12 protein-coding genes are annotated in these 15,568 nt (G+C 68.6%); 7 read left to right on the plus strand and 5 right to left on the minus strand.

The window, feature by feature from the left end:
* Positions 1-117: 117 nt before the first annotated feature.
* Complete coding sequence (locus O3438_RS16365; protein WP_269683661.1) at positions 118-933, plus strand: DUF72 domain-containing protein; 816 nt, start codon at positions 118-120, stop codon at positions 931-933.
* A gap of 9 nt (positions 934-942) precedes the next feature.
* Here the strand turns inward: O3438_RS16365 and O3438_RS16370 are convergent, their stop codons facing one another.
* A complete protein-coding gene (locus O3438_RS16370; RefSeq protein WP_269683662.1) occupies positions 943-2,772 on the minus strand; it encodes a glycoside hydrolase family 15 protein in 1,830 nt (609 codons plus the stop codon).
* Between the two features lie 175 nt (positions 2,773-2,947).
* On the opposite strand from O3438_RS16370, the gene O3438_RS16375 reads away from it, so the two are divergent.
* Positions 2,948-3,376: a VOC family protein gene (locus tag O3438_RS16375; protein ID WP_269680771.1), complete on the plus strand. Its 429-nt coding sequence runs from the start codon at positions 2,948-2,950 to the stop codon at positions 3,374-3,376.
* A gap of 6 nt (positions 3,377-3,382) precedes the next feature.
* Here the strand turns inward: O3438_RS16375 and O3438_RS16380 are convergent, their stop codons facing one another.
* Entirely contained in the window at positions 3,383-4,582 is a 1,200-nt protein-coding gene (locus tag O3438_RS16380) for an FUSC family protein (RefSeq protein WP_269680772.1), read from the minus strand.
* A 63-nt stretch (positions 4,583-4,645) separates the two neighbouring features.
* Positions 4,646-4,942: a DUF6582 domain-containing protein gene (locus O3438_RS16385; protein ID WP_145785210.1), complete on the minus strand. Its 297-nt coding sequence runs from the start codon at positions 4,940-4,942 to the stop codon at positions 4,646-4,648.
* 137 nt (positions 4,943-5,079) lie between these two features.
* Here O3438_RS16385 and O3438_RS16390 point away from each other — a divergent pair, with 137 nt between their 5' ends.
* From O3438_RS16390 to O3438_RS16405, 4 genes are all read left to right on the plus strand, one after another.
* Positions 5,080-5,379, plus strand: a complete 300-nt coding sequence (locus O3438_RS16390) for an amphi-Trp domain-containing protein (RefSeq protein ID WP_269680773.1) — start codon at positions 5,080-5,082, stop codon at positions 5,377-5,379.
* A gap of 82 nt (positions 5,380-5,461) precedes the next feature.
* Positions 5,462-6,355, plus strand: coding sequence for an ion transporter (locus O3438_RS16395; RefSeq protein WP_269680774.1), 894 nt, complete (start codon positions 5,462-5,464; stop codon positions 6,353-6,355).
* A gap of 67 nt (positions 6,356-6,422) precedes the next feature.
* Positions 6,423-6,644, plus strand: a complete 222-nt coding sequence (locus O3438_RS16400; RefSeq protein ID WP_145785213.1) for a hypothetical protein — start codon at positions 6,423-6,425, stop codon at positions 6,642-6,644.
* Between the two features lie 181 nt (positions 6,645-6,825).
* Complete coding sequence (locus O3438_RS16405) at positions 6,826-8,037, plus strand: DUF1996 domain-containing protein (RefSeq protein ID WP_269680775.1); 1,212 nt, start codon at positions 6,826-6,828, stop codon at positions 8,035-8,037.
* Positions 8,038-8,082: 45 nt separating this feature from the next.
* On the opposite strand, the gene O3438_RS16410 is transcribed toward O3438_RS16405, so the two are convergent.
* Positions 8,083-10,779 carry an RICIN domain-containing protein gene (locus O3438_RS16410; protein WP_269680776.1) on the minus strand — a complete coding sequence of 899 codons (2,697 nt, stop codon included), beginning with the start codon at positions 10,777-10,779 and terminating at the stop codon, positions 8,083-8,085.
* Positions 10,780-11,098: 319 nt separating this feature from the next.
* Complete coding sequence (locus O3438_RS16415; RefSeq protein ID WP_269680777.1) at positions 11,099-14,083, minus strand: glycoside hydrolase family 3 protein; 2,985 nt, start codon at positions 14,081-14,083, stop codon at positions 11,099-11,101.
* A 307-nt stretch (positions 14,084-14,390) separates the two neighbouring features.
* Here O3438_RS16415 and O3438_RS16420 point away from each other — a divergent pair, with 307 nt between their 5' ends.
* Positions 14,391-15,503, plus strand: coding sequence for a ricin-type beta-trefoil lectin domain protein (locus O3438_RS16420; RefSeq protein WP_269680778.1), 1,113 nt, complete (start codon positions 14,391-14,393; stop codon positions 15,501-15,503).
* The last annotated feature ends 65 nt before the right edge of the window (positions 15,504-15,568 follow it).

Below are 15,568 nucleotides of genomic sequence, written 5' to 3' on the forward strand. Positions count from 1 at the left end.
CGCCGGACCCTAGCGGCAGCACCGTCTCCCCGGCCCGGTGGCCCGTATACGGTGGGCAGCGTCGAGCACGGTCAGCGGTGGGAGGGGGCGGTCATGCGTCTCCACGTGGGGTGCGCGATGTGGAGTCACCGGTCGTGGCCGGGCCACCGGCTGCCACCCGCGGAACGACTGACGCACTACGCCAGCTGGTGCGACGCCGTGGAGGGCAACACGACGTTCTACGCGACCCCGACCCGGGACACCGTGACGTCGTGGGCCGCGCAGACCGAACCCGCATTCCGGTTCGTCCCCAAGCTTCCGAAGGTGGTCACGCACGAACGTCGACTCACCGACGTCGACGCACCAATGCGCGCCTTCCTGGACGCGATCGAGCCGCTCGGCCCGCGTACCCATGCTCTCTGGATCCAGTTGCCCGGCTCGTTCGCGCCCGCCGACGTGCCGACCCTGGAACGCTTCCTGGCTCGACTCCCCCGATCCCACCGGTACGCGGTGGAGGTCCGCCATCCGGCGTTCTTCACCGACGACCGCGCGATCCGGCTGCTGGAGGCGACCCTCACCGCCGCGTCGGCCGAGTGGATCCCCTTCGACACGACCGCCTTCTTCGCGAGCCGGCCGACCAGCGACGCGGAGCGCGACGCCTGGACCAAGAAACCGCGCGTGCCGCGCCGGTCGACGGCGCTGACCGATCAGCCGATCGTCCGCTACCTCGGCCGCGACGACTCGACGCGCACTGTCGAGGGGTGGCAACGCTGGGTCGACCTGACCGCCACGTGGCTCCGGGAGGGTCGCTCACCGACGATGTTCGTCCACACCCCGGACAACGCCGACGCGCCCGCGCTCGCCCGCCAGTTTCACAGTGAGGTACGCGCACAGGTGCCCACGCTCGACGCGCTGCCCGAGCCGATCCCGGTCGAGCCCCTGACGCTGTTTTGACCGCCCCGGTCAGCCCTGATCGTTGAGCAGCTCGTCCAGGTGGGACGCGGTGCTGATCAGTGAGAGGTGGCTGAACGCCTGTGGGAAGTTGCCGATCTGCTCGCCGGTCGGCGCGATCTCCTCGGAGTAGAGGCCGAGGGGGGTGCTGTAGGTGAGCATCTTCTCGAAGGTCAACCGGGCGTCGTCGAGCCGACCGGCCAGGGCCAGCGCCTGCACGTACCAGAAGGTGCACATGTTGAAGGTGCCCTCGGTGCCGGCGAGGCCGTCCGGCGAGGCCTTCGGGTCGTAGCGGTAGACCAGGCTGTCGGAGACCAGGTCGACGTCCATCGCCCGCAAAGTCGACTCCCACATCGGGTCCGTCGGCGCGATGAAGTTCAGCCCCGGCATCGCCAGGAGTGAGGCGTCCAGGATGCCGGAACGGTAGTGCTGCACGAACGCTCCGCGCCCCTGGTCGAATCCACGGGTCATGACCTGCTCGTAGATGGCGTCCCGCGCGGCGGTCCAGCGGAGGATGTCGCCGGGACGCCCCCGGCGCTGGGCGATGCGGACGGCCCGGTCCAGCGCAACCCAGGACAGCACCCGCCCGTAGGTGAAGTCCTCCCGCCCGGAACGGGTCTCCCAGATGCCGTCCTCGGGTTGGTCCCAGTGCTCGCAGAGCCAGTCCATCAACCCGGCCGTCTTCCGCCACCCCTCGTACGGCGCGATCAGCCCGTGCCGGTCCGCGAGGTCCAGCGCGACGAGCGCCTCGCCGTAGATGTCGAGTTGCAGTTGGTCCGCGGCACCGTTGCCGATCCGCACCGGGGCCGAGCCGCGGTACCCCTCCAGGTGGCCCAGCACCTCTTCGCCGAGGTCCGACGAGCCGTCGATCCGGTACACGATCTGCAAGGGCTGGTCGCCGTCGTTGGCCTCACGGATACGCGCGTCCAACCAGTACAGGTACTTCTGGGCTTCTTCGGTGAAGCCCAGTCGGAGCAGCGCGTGCACGGAGAAGGACGCGTCGCGGATCCAGGTGTAGCGGTAGTCCCAGTTCCGCTGCCCGCCGACCTGCTCCGGCAGCCCCGCCGTGGGTGCGGCGACCAGGGCACCGGTCGGTGCGTACGTCATCAACTTGAGCGTCATCGCCGACCGGTCGACCATCTCCCGCCAGCGACCGGTGTAGCGGGAACCACTCAGCCACCGCCGCCAGTAGTCGCGGGTCTGGGCGAGCAGTTCGCACGCCTCTTCGGTGCTGAGCGCCCGGGGCGCGTGCGGGCAGGCCGTCTCCAGGGACACCCCACCGATGTCGCCCTCGTTGAGGGTGAACGACGCGGACACCCCCTCCGCGTCGCGTCGGACATCCCTCACCTCGAACGCCCGTTCCACGTTCTTGAACGCGGCGAGGGTGAAGGTCAGCGTCGGGCTCCGGAAAACGTCGCCCTCGGGGTGCACCTCGAGCTGGTACGGATCGCGCCCGTAGTTGAATTGTGGGTGGCAGTCGAAGCGGAACCGCATGCTTCCCCGGACCATGCGGACCAGTCGGATCAACCGGTGGTGGTCGGTGGCACGTTCACCTGTGACGGGCATGAAGTCCAACAACTCACCCACACCGTCCGCGCTGTGGAAACGGGTGATGAGAATCGGCGTACCGGGCAGGTAGAGCTGCTTGCTCGCGTAGTCGACGCCGTCGGGAGCGAGTTGAAAATGGCCGCCCTTCCGGCGGTCCAGCAGCGCTCCGAAGACGCTCGGTGAGTCGAAGCGGGGCGCGCAGAACCAGTCGACAATGCCGTCCTTGCTGATCAGCGCCGCCGTCTGCAGGTCACCGATCAGGCCATGGCTCTCGACCGCCGGGTAGCTCTCCACACTGTCCCCCGCCATCCGTCGTGGCAATGGCGGCGACTACCCGGAAAAGGGCCGCGACACACTGCCCACACCCGTCCCCTGGCTCGACATCGTCGAACCGGACGGCATTGCGGAAGGGATCCGTCCGCAATCGCCGATAACGTCTCCATCGACGACAGCGACGAGAGGATCGCGGATGAGCCTGCGAGGATTTGCCACACTCAACATCTGGGCGGACGACGTGGAGGCCGCCACCGCCTGGTACGCGGACCTCCTCGGCGTCGAGGCGTACTTCACGCGCCCCGGGCCGGACGGACGCCTCGCGTACGCCGAGTTCCGCGTCGGGGACTACCAGGCCGAACTGGGCATCATCGACCGCCGGTACGCGCCTGCCGGGGCATCCGCGACCGGGCCCGGCGGTGTGGTCATGCACTGGCACGTCGACGACCTGGAGGCCACCGTCGACCGACTGCTGGCGCTGGGCGCCACGGAGTACCAGCCGATCACCCCGCACGGCGACGGGGGGTTCGTCACCGCGTCGGTGGTCGACCCGTTCGGCAACGTGCTGGGCGTCATGCGGAACCCGCACTACCTCGACGTCCTCGCCGCGCTCACGGCGACCTGAGGCGGGTCATTTCCATTCCTCCGGATCCGCTGTCCGCCGCACCAGGGCCGCCGCCCTGTCGGCGTCGAGCCCGCTGGCGATGAGCAGGTCGTTCGCCGCGGTACGGAACTCGCCGGCAGCGATCATTCCGGAATAGCCCAACCGGTGCGTGTGCGGGCGGGTGGGATCGGGCGCGGCCTCCCCCTGCGCATTCCCGATCAACTCGACGGCAGTCAGGATCTGCCCCCGCGCCTCCGATGGGTCATCCCGCGTGCGGATCATGCATCTGAGGGTCTGCACGCTGTCGGCCAGCAGGTCGAGAGCCTCGGGAAACTCCTCGGGTATCGGCTCGTCGTCCCGGAGGGCCCTGGTGAGCCGCCTCGCGATGGACCGACAGCTGTGCAGGCTGCGCTCCATGTGGCGGACGGCTTCGGTGTAGAAGGCCAGCGATGGGCGTTCCCGCCACCGAAGTGGCGCGAGGCGTACCACCTCCTGGGCTGCGTCGAGCCCTTCGTTCAACGCGGTCAGCCGAGGGGAGATGTCCCGCAACGCACCCAGACCCCGCTCGGTCGCGGCGAGATCGCGGCCGCGGAGCGCCGCGGCCAGGTCGTGCAGAGCGGTGATGGCCGGGTCGATGACGGGTTCCGCCAGCCGCCGCACCGTGCGCTGCGGGTGGATGGGCACCAGCAGCAGACCGACCGCCAGCCCGATCAACCCACCGATTGCGGCGTCGACGAAGCGCGGAAGGGACAGGTCACGGACGGGCGGTTCGAGGGTGGCGATGAGCACCGCGGTGGCGCCCGCCTGGGTCAGCAGTGAACCGCCGCCCTTGAGCAGCAGGGCGACGATGATCGCCAGCACGACGACCACACCGGTCTGCCAGGCCCCGATGCCGAACAACGGCATGAGCGTGTCACCCACGGCAAGCCCGAGGACCACCCCGACCAGCAGTTCGATGGTGCGCCGCAGGCGTGACCCCATCGAGGCCGCCACGATGCCCACAGCGGTGGTGGGCGCGAAGACCGGGGCGGGATTGTCCAGGAACTGGTAACCCACGAACCAGGCGAGTGACGCCGCGACGCCGGCCTGCACGGCGAGCAGCCCGTTGAGGCGCAGCCGCCAGGCGCGGGAGCGTACGGCGTACCCCGCCCGCTCACGCAGGCCGACCAGTGCTTGACCGGTCGGGGACGGGGCTGGATCGCCGGACGACTCCTGCTCTGCGGGCATCGCCGGGTCTACCCGGCGGTGCCGGATCTATCCCGGCAGCGACGCGGAACAGCGTCGCTCGCCTCAGTGGGCCGGATTCGGGGTGTGCGGTAGCTTGCCGAGTTGACGCCAGTTCGTCTCCGCCACCTCGACGTCGTAGTGCGCGGCGGCGGCGAGGATGTTCTGGAAGGCCTGGTCACGCTCCTTGTCGGTGACGCCCTGCACCTGGTCGAACCGGGCGATGGCGTTCCGGACGTGGCCGGCGTCGGTCATCGGTTCCTTACGCTTGTCCGGGAACGCGAAGACGCTCTCCGGCAGCTCGCGCTTGTCCTTGTCCGTCAGGCCGCCGTGCTTCTCGTGGGGCTTCCAGGTCGACGTCATCTCTCACCAGTACCCGCGACCGGCGCGACAGCACCTCCCCGGACGAGTTTTTCGCCTACCCCACAAGATCCATACCATGCGCCCGACCCGCGCGCGGCCGAAGCCCTTACCGCGTCGGTCCTTTGTGGAATGCGAGCATGGCCGCCATGGATATCTACGAGGACACCCGCACGGTGTCACGTTCGGATCTGGCCGCCTGGTTGCGTCAGCTGGCGAGCCAGTTGGAGTCCGATGGGCGGATCTTCTACGGCGCGGCGGGCTCCGTGTCCGTGGCGGATACCGTGCGCTGCGAGCTGGAGATCGAACAGGAGAGCGAGACGGAACTGTCCGTCGAGATCGAGTTCTCCTGGACCGTGCCGGCGTCCCGGCAGGCAGTGGACGAGGTCGAGGAGTCGCCGAGCGGGGAGCAGCAGGACGAGGCCACCCCGGAGGCGTGACCCCGGGGCGACACCACGTCGCACGGCGGCCATCGACCACGGTGGCCGCCGCCACCGTCACCCCAACGGGCCAAGAGGAAGAATGACGAGCGCACCACCCGGTCGGACACACCGCCTGGCCGACACGTGCCAGGAGCTGGTGACCGCGCCCTGGTTCAGCCTGGCCAGCTTCGTCGTGATCACCATCAACGCTCTGGCACTGGGCCTGGAGACGTACGGCCGGGCCGGGGCACCGCTGCAATCCATCGAGTACGCGTGCCTGGCGTACTTCATGGGCGAGCTGTTGGCGCGGTTCGGGGCGCACCTGCGCCGCCCCGCCGACTTCTTCCGGGACCCGTGGAACGTCTTCGACCTGCTCATCATCGCGGCGCCACTGATGCCGGGCGTACGCGAGAACATCACGCTGCTGAGACTGCTGCGCCTGGCCCGCATCGTCCGCGCGTTCCGCCTCTTCCCGAGCCTGCGCGTGATCCTCGTCGGTATCCGGCGCAGTCTTCCCGGGCTGGGCAGCTTCCTTCTGGTCACCGTTCTCGTGCTGTACGGGTACGCGATGCTCGGGTGGATGCTGTTCGGGGTGGCGATTCCCGAGCGGTACGGCACTGTGGGGCAGGCGATGCTCACGCTGTTCCTGCTGCTGTCGTTGGACGGCATCACCGACACCCTCCAGGCTGGCCGGGAGGTCACGCAGTGGGCGGTGCTGTACTACGTCTCATACATGATCGCCGCCTGCTACCTGCTGACGAACCTCCTGGTCGGGGTGGTGCTCAACGCCCTGGACGAGGCCCATCAGGAAGAACGCGCCGCGGCGTCGCGCGCGCTCCGGCCAGAGGTCGGCGAGGGGCCCGGCGAGCCGTCAGTGCACGAGCAGTTGGCACAGCTACGCGCGATCATCACCGACCTGGAGCACCGGCTGCCGAAGGACGCGGACACGGCGCCCGAAGCCCGACCGTCCCCTGTGGACGGTGCTCGCGGCTGATGATCTAATTCATCCGCTAGATCCGCTTCCGGGTGGGATGTCCCACCTGCTGCTCGTAGGAGATCGCATGAGCGTCACCGCCGATTTCAGCAAGCTCGTCGTCAAGGCCTACCAGGACAAGACCCTCGCCGAGCTGGTCGACTCCCCCGTGAGCGCCCTCACCGGCGTCAGCGCCGGAGACGCCAAGCTGCTCAAGGAGGCGTTCAACATCACCACCGTCGGCGACCTCGGTCGTAGCCCCTACTTCCGCACCGCCCAGGCGCTGGTCGCCCTGAGCGCCGCCAAGTAACGACGCCGGGTGGGGCACCGATCGACGGACTTCGCGGTCGGTGCCCCACCTCCGCGAGCGGAACGACCAACATCCTTTAAAGAAGCTTTAAGAAGCTGTCGGGTGTGATCGGGAAGCGCCTACCATACGGCGGCCGTGGCCGTCCGGGTCAGCGCCGTCGTCCGCTCGTTGGGAGTGACCCGTGTCGTACGCCTCGTTGCCCGAACCGGACGCGAGCCAACCGCCGTCCCGTCACCGCCCGCCGAGTTGGTTCGCCCGCAACAGGTTGGCCATGGCCGCGGGCGCGGCGGTCGCGCTGGTCATCGCTGCCGCCGGCGTCTACCTGGGCGGTGGCGGCGTGACGCCCGAGCCGTCGAACGCGGCCAACGCCCTCGAATACCCGTCGTCCTCGGCCGGGCAGGCCGCGTCACCCGGGGCGGCGGCGTCGACCTCCGCGACACCGGCTGCTTCCGCGACCCCGTCGGCGTCCACGACACCGTCGAGGGCGGCCACCCCGAAGGTCCCCACCACCGGCTGGATACCGGTCGATCGGGCCGCCTGGAAGGCCCAGGCCGACGCGTACCAGGCGTTGAAGGTCGACCCCGTCCCGGCCGGCGTCGGCAATCTCCCGGAGTTCCGGGCGGACTGCCAGTACAGCCACCGGCTTCCGGACGACCCGATCGTCGCCCCCGGCCTCCCGGGCGCCTCCCACATGCACTCCTTCGTCGGGAACAAGGCCGTCGACGCCGACACCGTCGCCGGGGACCTGACGAAGTTCACCGCCACCTCCTGCAAGCCGGTGCAGGACCACTCCGCCTACTGGGTGCCCACGCTCTACGACAACGCGACCGGCAAGCCGGTCGAGACCAGTGGTTTCCGGGTCTACTACCGGTCGCTGGCGAAGAACTCGACGGGTCAGATGCCCATGCCCAACGGCCTGCGCATGATCTCCGGTGACGCCAAGAAGAAGAAGCCCACGCCGCGCGGCGCGACCGGCCAGTTCTACTGCGCCTTCTACGGCCCCGGGGACCTCGACGGCATCGCGCGCAGCACCAACGGCAACTGGCCCATCTGCGGCGGGGACGCGACCCTGCACTTCATGATGCAGTTCCCCGACTGCTGGGACGGCAAGCACCTGGACAGCCCCAACCACAAGGACCATGTGGCGTACGGCAGCGGCAACGGCTGCCCGAGCAGCCACCCGGTGCGGATCCCGGCGATCACCTTCGACATCCAGTACCCGGTGAAGGGCACCCCGGCGGGCTACTACCTCTCCTCCGACAAGGAGGGGAAGAGCGCCTCGTCGATGCACGGGGACGCGTTCGTGATGTGGGACGTCAACACCATGAACAAGCGCACCAAGAACTGTGTCCTCCAGCGCCGGACGTGCGACAACTACGGCTACCAGAAATAGCCGGGGCCAGGCCCGTGTCGGCCTGGCCCCGGGGTTTCGGGCGGGTCAGCTACGCAGCGTCCACTGCTGGTTCGGGCCACCGTTGCAGGCCCAAAGGATGATCTTCGTGCCGTTGGCGGTGGCGGCGCCGTTGGCGTCGAGGCAGAGCCCCGACTGGACGTTCGTCACGGTGCCGTTGGTGTTGACGTTCCACTGCTGGTTGGTGCCGCCGTGGCAGTCCCAGATGATGACCTGGGTGCCGTTGGCAGTGCCGTTCCCGGAGGCGTCCAGGCACTTGTTGCCGTACACGGTCAGTTGCCTGCTGCTGGTGTGGGTCCACCGCTGGTTGGTGCCGCTGCCGCAGTCGTAGAGCTGCGTCTGGGTGCCGTTGGTGGTCGACGAGTTGGGCACCTCGACGCAGCGGCCGGACTGGCCGCCCACGAGCTGCCCCTGCCCCGTACCGCTGCCGCCGCCCTGCTGCTGGCGGACGATCCACGTCGACTCCGCCGACCGGTTGCCCTGGGCGTCGACGACGTACAGCCGGTACTCACCCTGGGTCGCCGGCACGGCGATGGTGGTGGCGTTGCCGGCCGCCCTGGTCATCGTCGCCCCGGCGGTGAAGGTGGTCGTGCCGGACGGAGCCAGCCAGACCGACCTGGTGGCGTCGCCGGTGCTCCGGATCGGGATCGACGCCGTGGCGCTGGTGACGAACGTGCTGGCCGGCAGCACGTAGTTCGGCGAGGAGAAGGTGCTCGCCGGGACGATGTCCCGGTAGGCGTCCTCGAGACCGGAGTTCGCCGCGATGCTGTAGGCCGCCGCCGGCCAGACATAGTCGGAGGAGACGAGGATGTCCGCGACGGTGCTGTTCGGCAGGTTCTTGTTCGAGACCTTGTTGATCGGGCCGTAGATCTGCGTGATGCTCAGGTCGTGCTTCCGCCCGAAGTCGTCGGAATTGATCATCCAGGTGACGTTCTTGTCGATGCTCAGGACGTTGTCCCGGAAGGTGATGAACGCCGACCCCTCGTCCGGGTGCAGGCCGTACTTGTGTCCGGAGGGGACGCCCTGGAGATAGTTGTTGGTGATCGTCGTCCCCGGCTGGCTGCCCAGCGTGTAGATGGGTGCCGTGTCACTGAGACGCTGCACCGTGTCGATGATGTGGTTGTGGCTGATGGTGTTGTTCCGCGCCGTCGTGGTGGGTCGGTTCGGCTGGATCGAGCCCGATGACCCGTCGAAGTTCCACCATCCCCACCCCATGGTGATGCCCGACCACGGTGCCTTCTCGATCCGGTTGCGCTGGATCGTCAGGGTGTCGACGAAGTACGCCGAGATGGGGCTGTGCCCGTTGAACAGAACGGCGCTGTCGTAGAGGTAGTTGTTCTTGATGTCGATGTTCTTCGGCAACCCCTCGACCTGCGGGAGGTACTTCTCCCGGTTGGTCGACGTGCCGTCGCCGATGTAGACGTGCTGGGGATGACCGACGTTGATGGCCGACCCGGCGATGTCGTTGGTGGCGTTACCGATCAACTGGGTGCCCTGCACGTCGTTGACCATGCTGATCCCGTCGGCGCCGGTGTGCTCGATCCGGTTGCGTTGCAACAGGAGGCCGTCGGCGTTCTGGATCTGGATGATGCCGGGGCTGACGTCCACGTTGCGGTAGTGGTAGACGTGGAAGTTGCCCTTGGCGTACGCCTGCGCGCCGAGGTTGCCCTGCTGCGCCTGCTTGTAGGACGAACCGGCGACGTTGAACAGGTTCCAGTCCGAGTGCCGCACCGTGAGACCGGAGAACGTGATGTTGCGGACGTGGCTGGTCGTCGAGGTGCCCGCGACCCGCAGCACGGTGGTCACGTTGTTCGGCGCGTAGACCGTCGCGGTGGACATGTTCTCGGCGCTGGCCTTGTAGTAGTAGACCGTCTTCGCGCCCTTGTCGTAGTAGAACTCACCGGGCGCGTCCAGGAACTCGTACGCGTTCATGAGCTTGTGGGTGCCGCCCACCTGCGCGTTGCCGTTGAAGGCGCCCTGGGCGATGGCCGCGCCCGGCTGCTGGAACAGGGCCACCCGGCTCCCGCCGTCGGTGGTCACCTGACGGACGCCCACGATGGCGGTGGTCCAGGTCGTGCCCGTCTCGATCTCGATGTCGTCCTGGTTGCGCGCGATGGCGGGGAAGTCGTTCGTGTTGTAGCGGGCGCCGTCGCACTGCGACCCCGACTCCCAGGCCCACGCGGCCTGGCCGGCCGTGATGGTGTACGTCCCGAAGCACCCGCCCGAGCTGACCGTCTTCGTCGCCATCACAGCGCGCTTGTCGTTGACGTAGAGCGCCCGCAGCTTGTTGGCGCGGTCCAGCGGCGCCTTCCAGATGTTGCCGCTGTGCTGGGTCCAACCGGTCACCTGGACGCCGCCGTCGAGGATCGGCTTCTCGTTGGCGTACGCGCCGTAGATGACCCGGTAGCCGTTGGTGCCGGAATCGCTCTGGCCGAACTCGACAGTGCTGCTGATCGGATAACTTCCACCACGCAGGAACACGTTGATGTCGCCGGTCATGTTCGTATTCACCGTACGGACGACGTCCCGCGCGCGTTGCAGGGTCCGGAACGGGGACTGGAGGGTGCCCGCGTTCGCGTCGTTGCCGTCGGGGGCGACGTAGTAGGTGGCCTGTACCGCGGCCGCGGCCGGTGTTTGGTCGCTCAGCACGGCCGGCAGCGTGGCGGCAACGAGGGCCGCCACGGCCAGCAACGACGTTCGAGCGGTGGACACGTTTGACCTCACGTACGGTTCCTCTCATTTGCCGTCGACAGGGGGCCCCGTGCGTATCGAGCGACGAGTACGGAAACAGCGACACCACTAAGGACCGGTGGGGCTTGTCACCCGACCGCACTCTCTTGTTCATCGCTACGAAATCTTCCCGAAGCGTAGGTCACACGTGTGATGAATGCAACCATGAATCGCAGTACATCTATGTGTTAATGCGATCTTTTCGGGCGGATCACCCTTCATCGCATGACGCCACTGATTGATCATCAGATGAATCCACACCGACAGGTCGGGGGTCGGGGCGTGCCATCCGCCCCGACCCCCGGACCTCCGGTCACCTGATCGAGAAGTCCGACAGTCGCAGCGCGGAGTCGAACACCAGGTACACGTCGTGGTCGCCGGCCGCCCGGGCCACCTCGGCGCTGATGCTCACGTACCGGTAGTCGTCACCGGTGCTCGGCACCGTGGCCGTGCCCAGCAGCCGTCCGGTCGGCGAGCCCAGCCGGACCTGGATCGCACCGGCACCGGTGCCGGCCTTCGCGACCGTCGCGGTGAAGGTGCGCGCGTCCGGGCGCAGGGCGGAACCCGCGAAGGAGATCCATTGACCCGCCTCGGTGGCGCCGACGGCCGTACCCCTGACCTTCGTCTCGTCGACCAGCCGGACCCCCGCGTACCTGTCGAAGTTCTCCGCCCGGGTCGTCCGGGACAGGTCACGCGCCGGGATCGTCTCCCCGCGCACACGCACCGCGGCCCGGGCCCGGATGTCGCCGGCGGACGCCCCGACCATCAGGTCGTAGGTGGACGACTCCACCACCCACCGACTGCGGGTGACGTCCCAGTGCGCCAGGTCGGCGGCGGGCACCCGCAGCGTCACGGTCCGGGTCTGCCCGGGCCTGAGCTCCACCCTCTCGAACGCCTTGAGCTGCCGGATCGGGGTCCTGTCCCGGGAGGTGCGCTGATGGGTGTAGAGCTGCACCACCTCGGAGCCCGCCCGAGCGCCGACGTTCGTCACGTCCACGCTGACCCGCACGGTGCCGTCGGCCGCCACCGACCCGGCACCGACGCGGGCCGAGCCGTACCGGAAGCGGGTGTACGACAGCCCGTGGCCGAACGGGTAGAGCGGCTTCGCGTTGCTGTAGAGGTACGTCTGCCCGGACGTGATGATGTCGTACTCCAGCAGGTCCGGAGGCAGTTGCCGATCGGAGCGGTACCAGGTCTGGGTGAGCCGGCCGGACGGGTTGCGGTCGCCGAAGAGGACGTCGGCGATGGCGTGCCCGGTCTCGGCGCCCGCGTGGGTGGTCCACACCACGGCGGGCACGTTCTCCTGCTCCCAGTTGGTGCTGACCGGGTAACTGGTCTGGAGCACCAGCACCGTCCGCGGGTTGGCAGTGGTCACGGCCTTGACCAGCGCCTCCTGACCGGCGCTCAGAGCCGTGGAGGACCGGTCGTGCGCCTCGCGCCCGTTGATGAACGGGTTGCTGCCGACCACCAGCACGGCGGTGTCGGCCGCCCGGGCCGCCGCCACGGCCCGGTCGATGCCACTGCTGACCAGCTCACGACTGAAGTGGGTCGCGGCCTCGGGCGTGGACGCGCCGAGCTTGAGCGCGCCGTCGTCGCCGACCGTCACGTACCTCTCGGCGGCGAACCAGCTCTCCTTGGTCTCGTAGCCGACGTAGCGCAGCACCACAGTGCCGTCGGCCTGCGGCTCCAGCTTGAACTGCTGCTGCACGTACCAGCCGTTCGGCTGCTCGTCGCGGGTGACGAACGGTCCCCAGTTGTAGCCGAGGTAGCGGCCGTTGGCGGCGTTGCGCAACGTCACCACGTCCTGGCCCCAGTCGACCACGTCGAACTGGGCGGCGAGTGAAGCCGTCTCGCCGGTGGCGGCGACCGGGTCGGCGTCGGTGGTGCCGGTGGCAGTGACGTACCGGCCGGTCGCCGGGTCCTTCAACGCGATCCGGTCCGCACCGTCGAGCCCGTCGACGTTGGCCGCGGCGCCCAGCCGTTCGCGGATGCCGTCGAGCGCCGTCACCTGGTACGGCAGGTCACCGCCGTACCAGTCGGAGTAGAGGGTGTCGGCCAGCGGACCGAGCACGGCGACCTTGCGGGTCCGGGCCGGGTCCAGCGGCAGCGCCTGCCGGGAGTTCTTCAGCAGCACCATGGCCTCACCGGCGGCCTGCCGGGCGAGGCGCTGGTGTTGCGGGCTGTTGATGACGTCCGGGGTGATGCCCCCGTACCGGCCACCGCCCGGATCGAACTCGCCCAGTCGGAACCGGATGTTCAGGATGTCCCGGATCCGGGCGTCGATGTCCCGTTCGGTGATCAGGCCGCTCGCCAACGCCCCTTTGACGGCGGTGACGGTCGGCTGGGCGTTGGTGTCGTCGGTGATGAAGCTGCTGAGGCCGGCCTTGATGATCGCCGCGTTGGCCTCTGCCTGGGTGCTGTAGTACTTCTGGGAGTTGACGAGGTTGTTCGGCGCCCAGGCGTCCGTGACGTGCATGAGGGACTGGTCGGTCCAGCCGCGTACCACCGTGTCCAGGTCCGGGTCGACGGTCGCGGGACGTCCGTTGACCAGGTTGTACGCGGCCATCATCCCGGTCGCCGCGTCGGCGGCGATGGCCGGCTTGAAGGCGGCGCGGTCGTACTCGTTGAGCACCCTCGGTGGCACGTTGGACGAGGTGACGTCCCGCCGGACCTCGTTGTTGTAGGCCAGGTAGTGCTTCAGGGTCGGGGCGCTCTTCAGGTGGTCCGGGTCGCCGCCGGTCATGCCCGAGCCGTACGCGGTGGAGATCGCGCCGGTGAGCAGCGGATCCTCCGAGTAGCCCTCCTCGTTGCGGCCCCACCGGGGGTCGCGCAGCAGGTTGACCACCGGCGCCCAGAGGTTGAGCCCCCACACCCGGGGGTTCTGCGCGTGGTAGCCGCGCGCCTCGTCGCCGACGGCGGAACCCACCCGCCGGACCAGGTCGGTGTTCCAGGTGCTCGCCATGCCCACCGGCTGCGGGAAGACCGTGCCGCGGGCCTTCACCACCGCGCCGTTGTTGTCGATGTCGGTCGACCAGGCGACCCCGTGCAGGGCCTCGGTGCCGGTCTTGAACAGGCCGATGCCCAGTCGGGGTACGGCCGGTTGGTACTGGTGCAGCCAGGAGATCTTCTCGTCCAGGGTGAGCCGGCCGAGCAGGTCGTCGACCCGGGCGTCCACCGGTAGGTGGGGATCTCGGAACGGGTAGCTCGGTTCGGCGAGCGCGGTACCGGGAACGGCGGGCAGGGCCAGCAGGGCGAGCGCGAGCGCGGTGATTCCACGCCGAAGGCGCCACTTCCGCATGCGGTTCTCCTCATGTCGTACGACAGGCGCGATTCAGCGCCAAGACCGGCTTGGCCAGGCTCGACACCCGGCTGACGGGCCTGAACGACGAATCATCGAAGCGCTTCGACGACCCCACCGCGGCACCACGGTCAGGAAGGTGCGCGATTCGCGCAACTATAGGTGGGCATCTATTGATGAACAAGGCCGAGCCAGGGCCGAGCAAGAGCGTGGTGATGCGCAACGTGCTAGACCAGGCCCATCCGGGTATCTACAATCTTCGTTGTTAACGCTCACACTCGTCCCAGTGCTGAGGCAGGAGAGATCTATGCGAACGAGGGCAAGATGGCTCGCGACACTCGCCGCGCTCGGCGTCGTGGTCGCCGGTGCGCTGACCCCGACCGGTCCGGCCAGCGCGGAGTCGAACGGCGGGGTACGGGTGATGCCGCTCGGCGACTCCATCACCGAGGGCACCCAGGTGCCCGGCGGATACCGCATCGGGCTCTGGCAGCGGCTGGTCAGCGGCCGGTACACGGTGGACTTCGTCGGGTCGCAGTTCAACGGGCCGGCGAGCCTGGGTGACCACGACCACCAGGGGCATCCCGGCTGGCGCATCGACCAGATCGACGCGAACATCGTCAACTGGCTCAACACCCAACGGCCGCAGACCGTCCTGCTGCACATCGGCACCAACGACATCCTGCAGAACTACAACGTGAGCAGCGCGCCGAACCGGCTCTCCACGCTGATCGACCGCATCACCACCACCGCGCCCACCGCCGAGGTGTTCGTGGCACAGCTCATCCCGATCTCCAACAGCAACCAGGGAGCCGCCGTCCGCACCTTCAACGCGGCGATCCCGGGCATCGTGCAGAGCAAGGTGAACGCCGGCAAGCGGGTGCACCTGGTCGACATGCATAGCGCCCTCACCACCTCCGACCTGATCGACGGCGTACACCCCACCGCCGGTGGCTACGACAAGATGGCCGCCCGCTGGTACAGCGCCCTGCAGTCGGTGCCCGGCAGCATCGGCAACCCGGGCAGCGGCGGCGGGCAGACCACCGCCATCGTGGGCACCCGGTCCGGCAGGTGCGTCGACGTCCCCGGGGCGTCCACCACCAACGGCCTCCAGCTGCAACTGTGGGACTGCCACGGCGGCACCAACCAACAGTGGACCTACACGAGCGCCAAGACCCTGACGGTGTACGGCAACAAGTGCCTCGACGCCGCCGGCTACGGCACCTCCCCGGGGACCCTGGTCACCATCTACGACTGCCACGGCGGCACCAACCAGCAGTGGAACGTCAACGCGAACGGCACCATCACCGGAGTGCAGTCCGGTCTCTGCCTGGACCCCGTGAACCAGGGCACCGCCAACGGCACCAAGCTCGTCCTCTGGACCTGCACCGGTCAGACCAACCAGCAGTGGACCCGCCGATAGCCGACACGACATCGGTGACCTGCCGTGCCGCCGGACGCCATGTTCGGCGGCACGGCGCGGATCAG

This window comes from Micromonospora sp. WMMC250, assembly GCF_027460215.1.
Classification (GTDB): domain Bacteria; phylum Actinomycetota; class Actinomycetes; order Mycobacteriales; family Micromonosporaceae; genus Micromonospora; species Micromonospora taraxaci.